The organism is Stenotrophomonas sp. WED208, assembly GCF_040984485.1.
In the GTDB taxonomy this organism is placed as follows: Bacteria; Pseudomonadota; Gammaproteobacteria; order Xanthomonadales; family Xanthomonadaceae; genus Stenotrophomonas; species Stenotrophomonas riyadhensis.
This window is the reverse complement of sequence record NZ_JAZARB010000001.1, coordinates 3,850,417-3,867,514: the sequence shown is the minus strand read 5'-3', so window position 1 is coordinate 3,867,514 and position 17,098 is coordinate 3,850,417. Positions and strand designations below refer to the sequence as shown.

17 protein-coding genes are annotated in these 17,098 nt (G+C 67.3%); 6 read left to right on the top strand and 11 right to left on the bottom strand.

Annotated elements, in window-relative coordinates; translation table 11 throughout:
* Window positions 1-26: 26 nt before the first annotated feature.
* Entirely contained in the window at window positions 27-1,775 is a 1,749-nt protein-coding gene (locus VPH47_RS17680) for a glutamine--tRNA ligase/YqeY domain fusion protein (protein ID WP_014036049.1), read from the bottom strand.
* A gap of 211 nt (window positions 1,776-1,986) precedes the next feature.
* On the opposite strand from VPH47_RS17680, the gene VPH47_RS17675 reads away from it, so the two are divergent.
* Window positions 1,987-2,250, top strand: a complete 264-nt coding sequence (locus VPH47_RS17675) for a DUF2007 domain-containing protein (RefSeq protein ID WP_010481810.1) — start codon at window positions 1,987-1,989, stop codon at window positions 2,248-2,250.
* 30 nt (window positions 2,251-2,280) lie between these two features.
* Window positions 2,281-2,946: a peptide-methionine (S)-S-oxide reductase MsrA gene (gene msrA, locus VPH47_RS17670; protein ID WP_368851605.1), complete on the top strand. Its 666-nt coding sequence runs from the start codon at window positions 2,281-2,283 to the stop codon at window positions 2,944-2,946.
* Window positions 2,947-3,516: 570 nt separating this feature from the next.
* On the opposite strand, the gene VPH47_RS17665 is transcribed toward msrA, so the two are convergent.
* The 5 genes from VPH47_RS17665 to ahpC form a co-directional block, all read right to left on the bottom strand.
* Window positions 3,517-4,473, bottom strand: coding sequence for a transaldolase (locus tag VPH47_RS17665; RefSeq protein ID WP_049399989.1), 957 nt, complete (start codon window positions 4,471-4,473; stop codon window positions 3,517-3,519).
* Between the two features lie 50 nt (window positions 4,474-4,523).
* Window positions 4,524-4,928, bottom strand: a complete 405-nt coding sequence (gene rnk / locus VPH47_RS17660; RefSeq protein WP_065722817.1) for a nucleoside diphosphate kinase regulator — start codon at window positions 4,926-4,928, stop codon at window positions 4,524-4,526.
* A 123-nt stretch (window positions 4,929-5,051) separates the two neighbouring features.
* Entirely contained in the window at window positions 5,052-6,014 is a 963-nt protein-coding gene (locus tag VPH47_RS17655) for a LysR substrate-binding domain-containing protein (protein WP_094000372.1), read from the bottom strand.
* A gap of 85 nt (window positions 6,015-6,099) precedes the next feature.
* Complete coding sequence (gene ahpF / locus VPH47_RS17650; protein WP_368851375.1) at window positions 6,100-7,692, bottom strand: alkyl hydroperoxide reductase subunit F; 1,593 nt, start codon at window positions 7,690-7,692, stop codon at window positions 6,100-6,102.
* A gap of 225 nt (window positions 7,693-7,917) precedes the next feature.
* Window positions 7,918-8,481: an alkyl hydroperoxide reductase subunit C gene (ahpC, locus tag VPH47_RS17645; protein ID WP_065199459.1), complete on the bottom strand. Its 564-nt coding sequence runs from the start codon at window positions 8,479-8,481 to the stop codon at window positions 7,918-7,920.
* Window positions 8,482-8,803: 322 nt separating this feature from the next.
* On the opposite strand from ahpC, the gene prmC reads away from it, so the two are divergent.
* Together prmC and pip are read left to right on the top strand one after the other, a co-directional pair.
* The gene (gene prmC / locus VPH47_RS17640; RefSeq protein WP_110711100.1) at window positions 8,804-9,661 is read left to right on the top strand and encodes a peptide chain release factor N(5)-glutamine methyltransferase; all 858 of its coding nucleotides are present in this window, start codon (window positions 8,804-8,806) and stop codon (window positions 9,659-9,661) included.
* A gap of 48 nt (window positions 9,662-9,709) precedes the next feature.
* A complete protein-coding gene (gene pip / locus VPH47_RS17635; RefSeq protein WP_197611206.1) occupies window positions 9,710-10,651 on the top strand; it encodes a prolyl aminopeptidase in 942 nt (313 codons plus the stop codon).
* Window positions 10,652-10,790: 139 nt separating this feature from the next.
* Here pip and VPH47_RS17630 read toward each other — a convergent pair whose 3' ends face one another.
* Window positions 10,791-11,675, bottom strand: a complete 885-nt coding sequence (locus tag VPH47_RS17630; RefSeq protein WP_368851604.1) for a LysR family transcriptional regulator — start codon at window positions 11,673-11,675, stop codon at window positions 10,791-10,793.
* A gap of 105 nt (window positions 11,676-11,780) precedes the next feature.
* On the opposite strand from VPH47_RS17630, the gene VPH47_RS17625 reads away from it, so the two are divergent.
* Together VPH47_RS17625 and VPH47_RS17620 are read left to right on the top strand one after the other, a co-directional pair.
* Window positions 11,781-13,199 (top strand): MFS transporter, encoded by a 1,419-nt coding sequence (locus VPH47_RS17625; protein WP_368851374.1) that lies wholly within the window; start codon window positions 11,781-11,783, stop codon window positions 13,197-13,199.
* Window positions 13,196-13,867, top strand: coding sequence for a hypothetical protein (locus tag VPH47_RS17620; protein ID WP_368851373.1), 672 nt, complete (start codon window positions 13,196-13,198; stop codon window positions 13,865-13,867). Before VPH47_RS17625 ends, VPH47_RS17620 begins: the two co-directional genes overlap by 4 nt.
* A gap of 82 nt (window positions 13,868-13,949) precedes the next feature.
* On the opposite strand, the gene VPH47_RS17615 is transcribed toward VPH47_RS17620, so the two are convergent.
* The 4 genes from VPH47_RS17615 to VPH47_RS17600 are packed head-to-tail and all read right to left on the bottom strand — an operon-like array spanning window position 13,950 to window position 16,804.
* Window positions 13,950-14,747, bottom strand: coding sequence for an N-formylglutamate amidohydrolase (locus VPH47_RS17615; RefSeq protein WP_368851372.1), 798 nt, complete (start codon window positions 14,745-14,747; stop codon window positions 13,950-13,952).
* Complete coding sequence (locus VPH47_RS17610) at window positions 14,740-15,294, bottom strand: NUDIX hydrolase (protein ID WP_110711105.1); 555 nt, start codon at window positions 15,292-15,294, stop codon at window positions 14,740-14,742. Before VPH47_RS17610 ends, VPH47_RS17615 begins: the two co-directional genes overlap by 8 nt.
* Complete coding sequence (locus tag VPH47_RS17605) at window positions 15,291-16,226, bottom strand: 5'-3' exonuclease H3TH domain-containing protein (RefSeq protein WP_368851371.1); 936 nt, start codon at window positions 16,224-16,226, stop codon at window positions 15,291-15,293. Before VPH47_RS17605 ends, VPH47_RS17610 begins: the two co-directional genes overlap by 4 nt.
* On the bottom strand, window positions 16,223-16,804 hold the full coding sequence (locus VPH47_RS17600) for a nitroreductase (protein WP_368851370.1): 582 nt from the start codon (window positions 16,802-16,804) through the stop codon (window positions 16,223-16,225). Before VPH47_RS17600 ends, VPH47_RS17605 begins: the two co-directional genes overlap by 4 nt.
* Window positions 16,805-17,098: the final 294 nt, after the last annotated feature.

The following is a 17,098-nucleotide window of genomic DNA, read 5'->3' as shown; positions in this document are numbered from 1 at the left end:
CGCCTTCCCGGCGCCCGCGCAGGTCCTCAGGCCGACCAGGTGTCGCGCAGGGTCACGCTGCGGTTGAACACCGGCTTGGCCTCGGTGTGGTCGCGGCGGTCGGCGACGAAGTAGCCGGTGCGCTCGAACTGGAACGACTGCTCCGGCGCAGCGCTGGCCGCGGCCGGCTCGACATAGCCGGTGACGGTGCGGCGCGATTCCGGGTTGAGGTAATCACGGTAGGTCTTGCCTTCCGATTCGTCGTCCGGGTTCGGCACCGAGAACAGGCGGTCGTACAGGCGGATCTCGGCCGGCACGCCATGCACGGCGCTGACCCAGTGGATGGTGCCCTTGACCTTGCGGTTGGCGCCTTCCATGCCCGGACGCGATTCCGGATCCAGCCAGCCACGCAGTTCGGTGATGGTGCCGTCGGCATCCTTGATTACTTCGTCGCAGCGGATGATGCCGGCGCCGCGCAGGCGCACCTCGCCACCCGGCACCAGGCGCTTCCAACCCTTCGGCGGCACTTCGGCGAAGTCCTCGCGGTCGATCCACACTTCGCGTGCGAACGGCACTTCGCGGCTGCCGAAGCTCTCGTCCTTCGGGTGGTTGCTGAAGGTCAGCTGCTCTTCATGGCCTTCCGGCAGGTTGGTCAGCACCAGCTTGACCGGGTCGACCACCGCCATGCGGCGCGGCGCTGCACTGTCCAGGTCTTCGCGCAGCGCGCCTTCCAGCACGCTGAAGTCGATCAGCGAATTCTGCTTGCTGATGCCCACGCGCTCGGCGAACAGGCGCATCGCTGCGGGGGTGTAACCACGGCGGCGCAGGCCCTGCAGGGTCGGCATGCGCGGGTCTTCCCAGCCGTCCACCAGCTGCTCGGTGACCAGCGCCATCAGCTTGCGCTTGCTCATCACCGTGTAGTTGATGTTCAGGCGCGAGAACTCGATCTGGCGCGGTTTGGCGGCTTCGCGCGGCAGGCCGGCATCGACCAGCGGCTGGGTCAGCGCGTCGTCGTGCGCGAAATCGACGTTGTCCACGCACCAGTCGTACAGCGGGCGGTGGTCTTCGAACTCGAGCGTGCACAGCGAGTGGGTGATGCCTTCGATGGAATCGCCCAGCGCATGGGCGAAGTCGTACATCGGGTAGATCGGCCACGCATTGCCGGTGTTCTGGTGCTCGACGTGCTTGATGCGGTACAGGGCCGGATCGCGCAGGTTGATGTTGCCGCTGGCCATGTCGATCTTCGCGCGCAGGGTGCGCGCGCCATCCGGGAACTCACCGGCGCGCATGCGGCGGAACAGGTCGAGGTTTTCCTCGACGCTGCGGTCGCGCCACGGCGACGGGCGGCCCGGCTCGGTCAGGGTGCCGCGGTAGGCGCGCACTTCCTCGGCCGACAGGTCGCAGACATAGGCCTTGCCCTGTTCGATCAGCTTCTCGGCGGCCAGGTAATAGGTCTGGAAGTAGTCCGAGGCGTGGCGCAGCTCGTTCCAGCTGAAGCCCAGCCAGCGCACGTCGTCCTGGATCGCGGCCACGTATTCCGGGTCTTCCTTGGCCGGGTTGGTGTCGTCGAAGCGCAGGTTGCAGACGCCGCTGAACTCGCCGGCGATGCCGAAGTTCAGGCAGATCGACTTGGCATGGCCGATGTGCAGGTAGCCGTTCGGTTCCGGCGGGAAACGGGTCTTGATCGCCTGGTGCTTTCCGCTGGCCAGGTCCTCGCGCACGATCTGGCGGATGAAATCGCGCTTTTCGTGGCTGTCGGCGGGGGTCTCGGGGCTGGCGGGGGTGTGCTCGGACATGAGTCGGCGAAAAGAAAGGCAGAAAGACCAACAGTCTAGCGCGTACCGGGCAGGGCTGCCCGGTGGGGCGTGGGGATGCCGGCCAGCGGCCGGCACTACCAGGCCCTCTTCCGGTAGCGCCGGCCGCTGGCCGGCGGAATGGTCATGCGCCGTCACCACCACCATTCAGCCCCCCGGCGTATGCTGGAACTCTCTCCCACGGAGCTGCCGCATGCACATCGTGTACAAGGCCGACAACCTGTTCGACGCCCACCTGGTCAAGCACGCGCTGGAGGATGCTGGCATCCCGGCTTTCGTGTTCGGCGAGTCGTTGCTGGGCGGCATGGGCGAGCTGCCGCTGTTCGGCGTGCTGCGGGTCGGGATCCCCGACGCGGCGCGGCCGCAGGCCGAGGACATCGTGGCGGCGCTGGACTTGGGCCACGCGCCGGACGCCCCCATTTCCGATGCAGACGACATAGCCGGCCTTCCGGCGTAGGAGCGCATCATGTTGGGAATTGGCCAGGGCATTCTTGGCATCGGCGCCTTCAAGCAGCGCCTGCCGCGCCCGGAAGAAGCACTGCCGGGGCGTGACCAACCGCTGCCGCTGCACAGCAACCAGCACTTCGTGAACAGCCATCCGCTGAAGGACCGCTTCACCGGCCTGCAGCAGATCCGCTTCGCGCTGGGCTGTTTCTGGGGCGCCGAGCGCAAGTTCTGGACCGAACCGGGCGTGTACAGCACCTCGGTCGGCTATGCCGGCGGCATCACCCCGAACCCGACCTATGAAGAGGTGTGCTCGGGCCTGACCGGCCACACCGAAGTGGTGCAGGTGGTGTTCGACCCGGCGGTGGTGAGCCTGGAGCGGCTGCTGCAGCTGTTCTGGGAAAGCCACGACCCGACCCAGGGCATGCGCCAGGGCAACGACACCGGCACCCAGTACCGTTCGGCGATCCACGCTACCGACGAGGCGCAGTACGCTGCCGCGCTGGCCAGCCGCGAGGCCTACCAGGCGCAGCTGGCCGCAGCCGGCTACGGGCCGATCACCACCGAGATCGTGTACCCGGCACCGGCGTACTACTACGCCGAGGACTATCACCAGCAGTACCTGGCGAAGAATCCGAACGGCTACTGCGGCATCGGCGGCACCGGCGTGAGCTGCCCGATCGGGCTGGATGTGGAGGCGCCGCGCTGACGCGCGGTGGTCCGCCTGCGGCGGGCAGAAGCTGAAAGCAACTGCCAAAGCCAAAGCGGCTCTGGGTTGCTGTGAGTTTGGCGGGACGGGTGCAGATGGCGGGACACGCCGTAAACCCGTCCTTGGGGGCTCGGCCACGGCATCCATGCCGTGGACGGTCCCGCCATCTGCACCCGTCCCGCCTCCGATCATTTCCCGGTGACGGTGGGCAAGAGCATTTGTGTACTGACGAACTGATGGAAAACAAAAAGGACGCGGCTTTCGCCGCGTCCTTTTTGTTTGGTCCTGCAGTGCTTTCTGTAGAGCGGAGCCATGCTCCGCTCCAAGCAAGCGAAGCGCGCGATCCGCTGTTGCTCTTCTTTCTTTCATCCGTGGCGGGCGGCCACCGGAAACTGTCGAAGGCCGGGTGGGTAGGCCGTGCAGGGGCGTGAGCCGCATGGATGCGGCGACCGAGCTTACATGGACGTACTTGCAGCGTCCCCTGCACGGCCTACCCACCCTGCCAACCGCATGACCCGCTCTTCGCGACCAAGCCCCCGCCACGAGGGGCTCAGCCGTTGGCCGAAATCCTCACAGTTCCGAACGAATGCGCTCGCGCAGCGCCTGCAGATCCTTGGCAAACGCATCGATGCCGGTCGCCAGCTTCTCGGTCGCCATCGGATCGGCCGCCAGGTCAGCTGCGAACTTCGCGGCATCGATCGGGGTCACCGCCGCGCCATCCGCCGCACCGGCCACCAGCTTGCGCGGCAGCTCGCCGTGGTCGGCGTCCAGCTTCTCCAGCAGGTCCGGCGAAATCGTCAGGCGGTCGCAGCCGGCCAGCGCTTCGATCTGCGCGGTCGAACGGAACGAGGCGCCCATCACCACCGTCGGCGAACCGCGGCGCTTGAATTCGGCATACACGCCACGCACGAACTTCACGCCCGGGTCTTCATCGATGTTGGCCGGCGTCTGGCCGTTGGCCACGTACCAGTCCAGGATGCGGCCGACGAACGGCGAGATCAGGAACGCGCCGGCTTCGCTGCAGGCCAGCGCCTGGGTCGGGTTGAAGATCAGGGTCAGGTTGCAGTCGATGCCCTCGGCCTGCAGGATGCGCGCGGCTTCCACGCCTTCCCAGGTCGCGGCGATCTTGATCAGGATCTTCTCGCGCGGCACGCCGGCATCGGCGTACATCTGGATGAACTGGCGGGCCTTGGCCACGGTGGCAGCGGTGTCGTGGGCCTGGTCGGCATCCACTTCGGTGGACACGCGGCCCGGCACCAGCGTGCTCAGCAGCGCGCCGACGCCGATGGTGAGGCGGTCGGCCACGGCGTGCACCACCGCTTCGCGGTCGCCACTCTGCTGGCGGCCCCAGGCCAGTTCGCGTTCGATCAACTCGGCATAGACCGGCAGGTCCAGCGCCTTCTTCACCAGGGTCGGGTTGGTGGTGCAGTCCACCGGCTGCAGGCGCTTGATCGCCTCGTAGTCACCGGTATCGGCAACGACCACGGACAGTTCGCGCAGCTGGGACAGTTTGGACGGGGTACTCATTACGGCTCCTGGTGCAGGGGGATCGAATCGCGCGCGGTGCGCAGCGGTAATCAGGGACGGTCGTTGTGGACCGCGGTCACGCGCAGGCGCAGCTTGCGGCCGCCGGGCGCGTTCCAGTCGATGCTCTGGCCGATCGAAAGGCCGAGCAGGGCACTGCCGACCGGGGCCAGCACGGAAACCTTGCCTTCATCGACGTTGGCTTCGCGGGGGAAGACCAGGGTCAGGACGTGCTTCTCGCCCGACACTTCATCTTCGCACTCCACGCGCGAATGCATCATGACGATGCCTTCGGGAATCTGGTCCGGTGCCAGCACGGTGGCACGGTTGAGTTCTTCAGCAAGCGCGAGCGCGGCAGGCGTCTGGCTCAGCGCAGGGGATTCGAGCATGGCGTCCAGGCGGTCCATGTCGAAGGTAGAAACGGTGATCGACGGCGGCAGGCCGCTGGCGGTGTTCATGGTGAAGCTCCTTGGTTGAAAGCCATGCAAAAGGCGGCACCTGCTGGCGCCGCCTGTCTGTATTGTGGGGACAAATGCGGCCGGAATCGACTCCTGCCGATTCCAGGCCGGTGTTGCGGGGGTTCAGCCGTTCAGCGCGGGGCCGGGCAGGGCGGGTGCATCGCTGGCGGCATTGAGCGCCTCCAGCGTGAACAGCGCCTGCGGCAGGCGTTTGAATTGGTCGGCCAGCTCCATCAGGAAGTCGTTCATGGCCGAGCTGCGCCGCCAGATCATGGCGATGCGGCGGCTGGGACGACCTTCGCCGGTGAAGTCGAGCAGGCGGATGTTGTTCGAGCGCGGCACCGGCGGCTGCACCGACAGGCTCGGCAGCAGGGTGATGCCGACGTCGGCGGCGACCATCTGCCGCAGCGTTTCCAGGCTGGTGGCGCGGAACTCGGACTTCTCGTTGGCACCGAACAGGCGGCAGACTTCAAGCGCCTGGTCGCGCAGGCAATGGCCATCTTCCAGCAGCAGCAGCTTCTGCGTGGCCAGTTCCTGCACGTCCAGGTGTTCGCGACGGGCCAACGGGTGGCGCCCGGACACGGCCAGCAGGAACGGTTCCTCGAACAGGAACTCGGCATGCAGCTGGTCGTCGATCACCGGCAGGGCCAGCAGTGCGGCGTCGAGCTTGCCTTCGCGCAGCCGGTCCAGCAGCACATCGCTCTTTTCCTCGACCAGCAGCAGTTCCAGCTCCGGGAAGCGATCGCGGATGCGTGGGATCACATGCGGCAGCAGGTACGGGCCGAGGGTCGGGAAGATCCCCAGGCGCACGGTACCGGCTTCCGGATCGCGGCTGCGTCGCGCCGCTTCCTTCAGCTGTTCCACTTCGGACACGATCACCCGTGCCCGTGCCGCCGCTTCCTGCCCGGCCGGGGTCAGCATCACCTTGCGCGGTGCGCGTTCCACCAGCGGCAGGCCCAGCTCTTCTTCCAGCTTGCGGATCTGCGTCGACAGCGTGGGCTGGCTGACGAAGCAGGAGGCGGCAGCCCGGCCGAAATGCTTGTGGTCGGCCAGGGCTACCAGGTACTTCAGATCACGTAGGTTCATCCTTACACCCCAGGGGTAACGGACCGGCTGACGGCGTGGTTACCCGACAGGCAGACAATGTTCCCGGTGATCTGGGAACGGTGGATCAGGCTGCTTCAGCAACGGCACCGCTGCTGTTGCTCACCGACGAGCGGATCAGGTGGTCGAACGCGCTCAGTGCGGCGGTGGAACCGGCGCCCATGGCGATGATGATCTGCTTGTAGGGTACCGTCGTGCAATCGCCAGCAGCGAACACGCCCGGCAGGTTGGTCTGGCCGCGGTCGTCGATGACGATCTCGCCACGCGGCGACAGCGCCACCACATCCTTCAGCCACTCGGTGTTGGGCAGCAGGCCGATCTGCACGAAGATGCCTTCCAGCTCGACGCGGTGGGCATCACCGCCGACGCGGTCCTTGTAGACCAGGCCGGTGACACGGCTGCCGTCGCCCAGCACTTCGGTGGTCTGTGCGCTGGTCAGCACGGTGACGTTGGCCAGGCTGCGCAGCTTCTTCTGCAGCACTTCGTCGGCGCGCAGGCTGGAATCGAACTCCAGCAGGGTTACATGCGACACGATGCCGGCCAGATCGATGGCCGCTTCCACGCCGGAGTTGCCGCCGCCGATCACTGCCACGCGCTTGCCCTTGAACAGCGGGCCATCGCAGTGCGGGCAGTAGGCCACGCCCTTGTTGCGGTACTGGTCTTCGCCCGGCACGTTCATCTGCCGCCAGCGCGCGCCGGTGGACAGGATCACCGAGCGCGACTTCAGCACCGCGCCGTTCTCCAGCTGCACCTGCACCAGGCCGTCGTCGCCGGCCGGCACCAGCGCACTGGCGCGCTGCAGGTTCATGATGTCCACCTCGTACTCGCGCACGTGCTGTTCCAGCGCCGTGGCCAGCTTCGGGCCTTCGGTCTCCTTCACCGAAATGAAGTTCTCGATCGCCATGGTGTCCAGCACCTGGCCTCCGAAACGCTCGGCGGCGATGCCGGTGCGGATGCCCTTGCGTGCAGCATAGATCGCCGCTGCCGCGCCGGCCGGGCCACCGCCCACCACCAGCACGTCGAAAGCGTCCTTGGCCGCGATCTTCTCGGCATCGCGCTTGCTGGCATTGGTGTCCAGCTTGGCCACGATCTGCTCGAGGGTCATGCGGCCCTGGTCGAACACTTCACCGTTGAGGTACACGGTCGGCACCGACATGATCTCGCGCTGCTCGACTTCGTCCTGGAACAGGGCACCGTCGATGGCCACATGCTGGATGCGCGGGTTGAGTACCGCGGCCAGGTTCAGTGCCTGCACCACGTCCGGGCAGTTCTGGCAGGACAGCGAGAAGTAGGTTTCGAACTTGTATTCACCTTCCAGGTTCTGCACCTGCTCGATCAGCTCGGCGGTGGCCTTGGACGGGTGGCCACCGACCTGCAGCAGCGCCAGCACCAGCGAGGTGAACTCGTGGCCCATCGGCAGGCCGGCGAAGGTCAGGCGGATGTCCTGGCCCGGGGTGCCCAGGTCGAAGGACGGCACACGACCCTGGCCATCGCGCAGCACCTGCAGCGAGATCTTGTCCGACAGGCTTTCCAGGGTCTGCAGCAGTTCCAGCATTTCCTGCGACTTGGCGCCGTCGTCGGCGTGCGCGGTGATCTGGATCGGGCGGGTCACGCGCTCCAGATAGGTCTTCAGCTGCGACTGCAGGTTGGCGTCCAACATCGGGTCATCTCCTGGCTTCAGGCAAACAGGGGGCGTGGCACCGCTGTAGAAGGTAGCGGACCAGCAGGGGGTAGGGGTGAACCCAAGACAGCGACCGTGGAAGGGGCTGGCTGGCCAAGGCGGGCGAGCGTTGGCTGTCTTGGGTTCACCCCCACGCCGGCGGGGGGACCGGCACGGGGATGAGGGGCGCGCCGTGGCGTGGGGCCACGGCAGGCCGGTACCGCTTTAGATCTTGCCGACCAGGTCCAGCGACGGGGTCAGGGTCTTCTCGCCTTCCTTCCACTTGGCCGGGCAGACCTGGTTCGGGTTCGCGGCGGTGAACTGGGCAGCCTTCAGCTTGCGCAGGGTCTCGGACACGTCACGGGCGATCTCGTTGGAGTGGATCTCCAGGGTCTTGATCACGCCTTCCGGGTTGATGATGAAGGTGCCGCGCAGGGCCAAGCCTTCTTCTTCAATGTGCACGCCGAAGGCGCGGGTCAGCTGGTGGGTCGGGTCGCCGACCAGCGGGAACTGGGCCTTGCCGACGGCCGGCGAGGTTTCGTGCCACACCTTGTGCGAGAAGTGGGTGTCGGTGGTGACGATGTAGACCTCGGCGCCGGCCTTCTTGAACTCGGCGTAGTGGTCAGCGGCGTCTTCGATCTCGGTCGGGCAGTTGAAGGTGAAGGCGGCCGGCATGAAGATCAGGACGGACCACTGGCCCTTCAGGCTGTTGTCGGAAACCTTGATGAACTCGCCATTGTGGTAAGCGTTGGCTTCGAACGGCTGGATCTGGGTGTTGATGAGAGACATCATTTTTCCTCTGGTGAAGGGGAGTGGGTGAATCGACAGGAGCTAGGTTACCGATTCGCTCGCGATAAGAACAATCCATTGATTGCATCTATTTGATAGATGGAGTCTATCAAAATGCACTGAGCAGGCACTGAACCCGGCCGCTTTCATCCTGCAACCGCCTGTGTGACAAGGAAAATCTTCCGGAACGGCTGAATGGGGCCGATAGCCCCTCCTTATGCCCTCTGGCGAAACCTGAACGGATTCCAGCGTTTGTAGAGCCAAGCCCATGCTCGGCTGCGGGTGGAGCAGCCGAGCGTGGGCTCGGCTCTACAATTGCGGCATGTCTTTCCAACCCGAACCCTCCCTGCGCCAGATCGTGGCCGAGGCCAGTGCCCGCCTCGGCGGCGTCGAGGCCCGCCACGAGGCCGAACTACTGCTGCTGCACGTGTTGGACCGCCCGCGCAGCTGGCTGTTCGCGCATGCCACCGATCCGCTGGCCGCCGCCGACCAGGCCGCCTTCGAAGCGTTGCTGGCCCGCCGCGTGGCCGGCGAGCCGGTGGCCTACCTGACCGGCCGCCGCGGTTTCTGGACGCTGGACCTGGAAGTTGATCCGGCCACGCTGATCCCGCGCCCGGAGACCGAACTGCTGGTCGAGCTGGCGCTGGAGCGCCTGCCATCAGATCAGGCGCTGCAGCTGGCCGACCTCGGCACTGGCAGCGGTGCGATCGCGCTGGCGCTGGCCAGCGAACGGCCCCAAGCGCAGGTGCTGGCCACCGATGCCAGCCCGGGTGCGCTGGCCGTGGCCGCGCGCAATGCCGCCCGCCATGAACTGCGCAACGTCCGCTTCGCCGAGGGCGGGCAGGACTGGTATGCGCCGCTGCAGGGCGCGCGGTTCGACCTGATCGCCAGCAACCCGCCGTACATCGCCAGCGACGATCCGCACCTGGCACAGGGCGACCTGCGCTTCGAACCGGCCACCGCGCTGGCCTCCGGCGTGGACGGGCTGGATGACATCCGCCGCATCGTCGACGGTGGCCAGGCCCACCTGCTGCCCGGCGGTTGGCTGCTGATCGAGCACGGTTGGGACCAGGGCGTGGCGATCCGCGCGCTGTTCGACGCGGCGGGTTTTGCGGAAGTGCAGACCGTGCAGGACCTGGAGCAGCGCGACCGCATCACCCTGGGCCGGCGTCCGGCCTAGAATGGAGGTTCTCCTGCCCCGGCAGGGCATCACCCTGGAGCTGCAAGCATGCGTACGCTGTACCCCGCCATCACCCCCTACGACGTCGGCACCCTGAACGTCGACGACCGCCACACGCTGTACTTCGAACAGTGCGGCAACCCGGACGGCAAGCCGGTGGTGATGCTGCACGGTGGCCCGGGCGGCGGCTGCAGCGACAAGATGCGCCAGTTCCACGACCCGTCCAAGTACCGCATCATCCTGTTCGACCAGCGCGGTGCCGGCCGTTCCACCCCGCACGCGGACCTGGTGGACAACACCACCTGGGACCTCGTCGCCGATATCGAGAAGCTGCGCGAGCACCTGAAGGTGGATCGCTGGCAGGTGTTCGGCGGCAGCTGGGGGTCGACCCTGGCGCTGGCCTATGCCGAGACCCACCCGCAGCGCGTGACCGAACTGGTCCTGCGCGGCATCTTCATGCTGCGTCGCTGGGAGCTGGAATGGTTCTATCAGGAAGGCGCCAACCGCCTGTTCCCGGATGCGTGGGAGCATTACCTCAAGCCGATTCCGTCGGTGGAGCGTCACGACCTGATCTCGGCCTTCCACCGCCGCTTGACCAGCGACGACGAAACCACCCGCCTGGAAGCGGCCAAGGCGTGGGCGGTGTGGGAAGGCGCGACCAGCTTCCTGCACGTCGATGATGACTTCATCAACAGCCACGAAGACCCGCACTTCGCGCTGGCCTTCGCCCGCATCGAGAACCATTACTTCGTCAACGGCGGCTTCTTCGAAGTGGAAGACCAGCTGCTGCGCGACGCGCACCGCATCGCCGATATTCCGGGCGTGATCGTTCACGGCCGCTACGACGTGGTCTGCCCGCTGGCCAATGCCTGGGACCTGACCAAGGTGTGGCCGAAGGCGAAGCTGGAAATCACCCCGGCTTCGGGTCACTCGGCGTTCGAGGCCGAGAACGTGGACGCGTTGGTGCGCGCCACCGATAGCTTCGCCTGATCGGTAACGCCGGGCCATGCCCGGCGCTACCGGCCCTCATCCACGCATGGCGTGGATCTACTACAGCCCGGTAGTGCCGGCCGCTGGCCGGCAAACCTGAGACGGTTGGATTCCTGGAGGCGCCGGCCAGCGGCCGGCGCTACCACTGCCCAGCCAGCAACGCGTCGGCCAGTACCTGCAGCTTTGGCGAGCATTGCCGCGAAGGCGGATAGATCAGTGACAGTGCACGGCTGCGGCCTTCAAACGGCTGCAGCACGCGCTGCAGGCGGCCATCGGCCAAGGCGTCGGCCACGGCGAAATCCATCACCTGCACGATGCCGATGCCGGCGATGGCCGCTTCCACCAGCGGATCGCCGCTGTCGAACACCATCCGCGTCGGGGGCGTGAACTCACGCAGTTGCCCGTCCTGCAGGAACTGCCAGTCCACCAGCCGGCCACTGCGCAGGTTGCGCACCGCCAGGCAGGCATGATCCTGCAGCGCGGCCACATCGTCCGGTGCGCCACAACGGGCCAGATAGCCCGGGCTGGCCACCGTCACCCAGCGCAGCGGCCGCAAGGGCCGCGCGACGATGCGCTGGTCGGCGATGACGCCGGTGCGCAGCGCGGCATCGAAGCCTTCCTCGACCAGATCGACCAGACGGTCGCTGAGCACTGCTTCCACCTGCAGCTGCGGATGCTGCTGCAGCAACGGCGCCAGCATCGGTACCAGCACCTTGCGCCCGAACATCGACGGCGCACTGATCTTCAACGTGCCCGAGGGCGTACACGGGCGGTCGGCCAGTTGCCGCTCGGCATCGTCCAGGCCGGCCAGCAGCGGCGACACCTGTTCCACGAACTGGCGGCCATCCGGGGTCAGCGCGACGTTGCGGGTGTTCCGCTGCAGCAGCTTGACCCCCAGCGTGGCTTCCAGCCGCCCGATCGCGCGCGACAGGCCGGACTGGCTCAGGCCCAGTTGGCCAGCGGCCACGGTGAAACTGCGCGCTTCGGCCACCTGCACCAGCATGCGCACCGCATTGAGGTCCATCGAGGCTCCATTCATGCCGAAAATCATGACAGATATGGTCGGGGAGGGGTTTATTGATTGGCTCGCATCAATGAGACTGCGCTCCCCCACCGCGCCAGACCGCCGATGCCTCCCCTCAAATACCCGCGCTGGGCGCTGACCCTGCTGGCCACCGCCCAGCTGATCATTGCCCTGGATGCCACCATCATCTTCGTTGCCCTGCATGACATGGGCCGCGCGCTGCAGATCAATGCGCAGCAGCTGCAATGGGTGGTCAGTGCCTACACCGTGGCCTTCGGCGGCAGCCTGCTGCTGGGTGGCCGTGCCGCCGACCTGATCGGCCGCCGCCGCTTCTACCGGCTGGGCATGCTGCTGTTCGCGCTGGCCTCGCTGCTCGGTGCGCTGGCACCGAACGCCACGCTGTTGATCATCGCGCGCGCCGCACAGGGCGTCGGTGCGGCGCTGCTGTTCCCGGCCACGTTGGCGCTGATCAACACGCTGTATGCGGAAGGCCCGGTGCGCAACCGCGCGCTGGCGATCTGGAGCATGGCCAGCGCGGTGGGCCTGGCGCTGGGCACGCTGCTCGGCGGCGTGCTGACCCAGGCGTTTGGCTGGCCGGCGGTGCTGGCGGTCATCGTGCCGCTGGCCACGGCGTGCGCGGTCGCAGCCGGTGCGTGGTTGCCGGCCGATGGTCCACGGGTGCAGGGCCGTTCATTCGATCTGGCCGGTTGCCTCACCGTCACGGCCGGCGGCAGCCTGCTGGTCACCACCCTGGTGCAAGGGCCGGAGTGGGGCTGGACGGCGCCGGCCACGCTCATCTGCCTGCTGCTTTCAGCTGTATTGTTGACGGTGTTCGTACAGATCGAAAAGCGCAGCCGTGACCCGCTGATGCAGTTTGCGCTGCTGCGCCTGCCCGGCCTGCGCGCGGCACTCGGCCTGACCTTCGCCTTCATGAGCAGCTATGGCGTGCAGTACTACTTCCTGGCGCTCTACTTCCAGGATGGCTATGGCTGGAGCCCGCTGCAGGCCGGTATGGCCTTCCTGCTGCCGACATTGGTGTGCACCTTCGGCATCCGGATTGCCGAACGCATGCTGCAGCGCCGTTCGCCACGGCAGGTGCTGGCCTGGGGCTTTGCCGCAGGTGCCGTCGGCATCGCCGCAGTGGCGCTGGCGATGCCGCATGGCGCCAGCTACTGGCCGCTGTTGCCGGGCATCGTGGTGCTCAGCGTCGGCCAGGGCATGAGCTGGACGGCGATGTGGATCGTGGCCGGGCAGGGCGTGCCGGGGCCGCAGCAAGGCGTTGCGTCCGGCATGGCGGCCACTGCCCAGCAGATCGGCGGCGCCTTGGGACTGGCGGTACTGGTGATGGTCGCCAACGCCGCGCGCGGCACGCAGGCGGCAACCAGCCCGGATGCCCTGCAGGGCATGGTCAACGCACAGTACGGCGCTGCGCTGTTCGCCGCGCTCGGCGTGGTGATCGCGCTGGGCCTGCGCCCGGCGCCGGTAGACTCGGCAGCGACTGCCTGCCTGAGCACCGACGCATGATCGAACTGCTGGACCTGCAACAGACCCTGGATGCCTTCGCTGCCTGCAACGATGACGATGCGGTGTGGAATGCCTTCGGCTGGGTGATGGCGAGCGACGAGGACCTGCTGGCGGCACGGTTGTGGTTGCCGTCATCCAGTGATGAAGCGCTGGATGACGACGGCGAGCGGTCGGCCGCTTCGGCGGCGATGGGGCTGTTCCCGTATCTGGAGACGGCCACGTTTTCCGACGTGCTGGATGTGCAGAAGCGGCAACGCCCGCTGTCGTCGCTGCAGGACTACGCGCAGGCGCTGGCCTACTACGCCGAGTACGACGCGTTCCAGCAGGTCGAGGGTATCGACGAGGCCCTGGGCGAAGCGGGTGCTGAAGCACTGGCGGCGGCGCGCGAGGCAGGGGTGGGCGAAGGCATCTTCGCTTCGTTCGACCTGTGCCTGGTGGCGTGCCCGGCAGACCAGCTGAAGGCCGCTGCGCAGCGCGTGGCGCGCCTGCTGGAGATGCCGGTGGGCGAGGCGCTGGCGTGCTGCCGCGCGTTGCCGCTGGTGCTGGGTGAAGCGCTGGATCGTCGCCGTGCGCAGGCGATCAAGGATCAGTTCGAAGCGATCGGTGCGACCGTGCAGGTGCACGCGTTCAAGCCGTTCCCGTGGATGGATGCGCCCGAATTGCGGTAGTGCCGGCCGCTGGCCGGCAACCCCGGGTCCGTTGGATCATTGCAGTTGCCGCCAGCGGCCGGCACTACCAAGCCTGGGTAAATCACCCGGCGGCCAGCAACTGCGGTTGCAGCGCGCCGAAGATCCGCGCCAGCCGCTCCGCCCATGCCTGCTGCCCGGCGGCATCGGCGATCAGGTCCTGGCGGATCTCCAGTTCCACATGCACCAGCCCGCGGCCTTCGCCATGCACCGGCACCGCGTAGTCGCTGGTGCTGCTGACCGAATACGGTTCGTTGTCGCCCACCACCAGGTCGCCTTCATCGCGCAGTGCCTGCAGCAGTGCATGCGCGAACCGCGTGTCCTGGTGGTACAGCACGCCGGCATGCCACGGCCGCTGCATGCCGTTCATCGTTGGCGTGAAGCTGTGCATCATCACCAGCAGGGTGGGGCGACGGGCATCGCGGCGTGCGTCCAGTTCCGCGTCGATGCGTGCGTGGTACGGCGCGTGGATCGCATCGATGCGCTGTTGCCGCTGCGCCGCCGACAGCCCGGCATTGCCCGGGACCACGGTGTGGTCGCTCACGTCCGGAATCAGCGTGGGCGAGGCCAGCGGGCGGTTGCAGTCGATCAGCAGCCGCGAATAGGTCTGTTCGATTGCCCAGGCATCCAGCCGTTCGGCCAGTGCGCGGGTGGTGCCGGCAATGCCGATGTCCCAGCCGATGTGGCGATCCAGTTCGACCTGCGGCAAGCCCAGGCCGGCGAGGGCACGCGGCACCTGCTGGCCGGCGTGGTCGGCCAGCAGCAGGTACGGCGACGCGCCCTGCGCCCGGTGGATCGCGTAGATTGCCGGATCATCGGCGCCAAGCAGCGCCGGCAGTGCATGCAGGTCGGCGTCAGCCACGCGGGCGCCCGTCCAGGTGGTGCTCGATCATCCACAGGCCGGCCCACAGCTTGGCATCCAGCTCGTAGCCTTCGCCCATCTTCTGCACCAGCCACGCTGCCGCCTGCGCGCGCGGAATCTCGTGCACGGTGATGTCTTCGCTGTCATCGCCGCCACCTTCGCCGATCCGGCGCAGGCCGGTGGCGCGTACGAAGGCGATCTTCTCGCTGCTGGCACCGGAAGACGTCGGGCCGATCATCAGCACTTCGGCGTGATCGGCGGTCCAGCCGGTTTCTTCTTCCAGTTCGCGCACGGCCGAGACTTCGATCGACTCGCCGGCATCGATGTCGCCGACCAGGCCGGCCGGCATCTCGATGGTCGGGGCCTGCAACGGCACGCGGAACTGTTCGACGAACAGCACGTTGTCCTCGGGGGTGACGGCGATGATGATCGCGGCCAGGCCACCGGCGTGGGTGCGTTCGCTGTATTCCCAGGTGCCGCGCACCAGCATGCGCTGGTACTTGCCTTCATAGACGACACGCGGGGCTTCGGTGTTGCGCTGGCTCATGCGGGCTCGCTGTGGGTGGGAAGAGGGTCGGCCACGCCGGCGGCATCGAACAGCCGGCGGCGGGTCATCGGGCCGAAGCGCAGGGTCTGGCACAGGCCACCGAGCAGCTCCGGATCGGCTGCCTGGCGCAGCAGTCCGGGCTGGCTGCCCTCCAGCGGCGCGTCCAGCGCGATGGTGGTCAGCCGGCGCCAGAGCTGGGCGTGCTCGCGCTGCTCGCGCAGGCGCACCGCCATCTGTGCGGCGCCGCGCAGGCGCAGGAACGGCACTTCGTCCAGGCGTTCGTACAGCGCATCCATGCTGCCGAAGTGGGCCAGCAGCACGGCGGCGGACTTGCTGCCGACGCCACTGACACCGGGAATGTTGTCCACGGCGTCACCGCACAGTGCCAGGTAATCGGCGATCTGGTGCGCGTGCACGCCGTGCCGCGCCTTTACGCCCGCCACGTCCCAGCGTTGGTTGCGCGCGTAGTCCCACTGCTCGTCGTGGTCGAGCAGCAGCTGCGACAGGTCCTTGTCAGCGGAGATGATCACCCCGCGATGGCTGCCACGGTGCACGTGCAGCGCACTGCCGATCAGGTCGTCGGCCTCGTACTCGTGGTGGGCCAGGACGGCCAGGCCGAGTGCCGCGCACAAGGCCTTGCAGTGCACGAACTGGCGCTTGAGCGCTTCCGGCGCCGGGTCACGGTTGGCCTTGTAGGCCGGATACAGGCGATGGCGGAAGCCGCTGTCCAGTGCTTCGTCGAAGGCGATGGCGATGTGCTGCGGACGCTCGCGTTCGAGCAGATCGAGCAGGAAGCGGGCGAAGCCGTGCACGGCGTTGGTCGGCCAGCCCTGCGCGTCCTGGAACTGGTCTGGCAGCGAATGCCAGGCGCGGAACACGTAGATGCTGGCATCAACCAGATACAGCGACGGCGGCGGAGCCGGCAGGGTCATGCCGGCGGCGTCCAGTCACGCAGCAGGGCCACCGGGTCGGGGCGCTCGCGCTCGGGCACGGCGGCCTTGGGTGTACCGATGTGGATGAAACCGGCGATCCGCTCGCCCTCGGCCAGGCCCAGATGGGCCTGCACGACTGGATCGAAGGCCATCCAGGCGGTCAGCCACTGCGCGCCGAAGCCCAGCGCCTGCGCGGCCTGCAGCAATGCGAAGCAGACGCAGCCGGCGGTCATCAGCTGTTCCTGCTCGGGCACCTTCGGGTCCGGACGCGGGCTGGCCACCACCACGATCACCAGCGGTGCATGGCTGAAACGCTGGCGGTCCTTCTCGAACACCGCCTCGCCAGCCTGCGGGTCGCGCTGGCGGCTTCGCTCGGCCAGGAAGTCGCCCAGAGTGTGACGTGCATCGCCGGCGATCTTCACGAAGCGGAAGGGCACGCGCTTGCCGTGGTCGGGCACACGCACCGCCGAGGCCAGCATCCGCTGCAGGGTGGCCGGGTCCGGTCCAGGCTCGCCCAGTTGCCGCGAGGGCACTGAGCGGCGGGCATCCAGGGCGAGCAGGGCGGCGGGGTCGGGCATGGAGTCTGAACCGGTCATCACGGGTATTTGATTATAGTCGGGGTGGTCAAAGACGCCGTTTGTGTCGCGTCCGGACCTTGAATATCAAACTGTGATGAACGTCATGCCACTGGCGGGAAACGGACGACCGCTTCCCCTCGCCTCGCAGGCCTTGCACGGCTTACGATATCTATCTTGCCGGGCCGCCGGTCATGAGGTTTGAAGTGAGGACTGTTTCACTGTCCGCGACGGGCTGGCCGGCCTACCATCGACATACCGGTACATGGGGTGTACCGGTCGTCGCGATGTCCATGC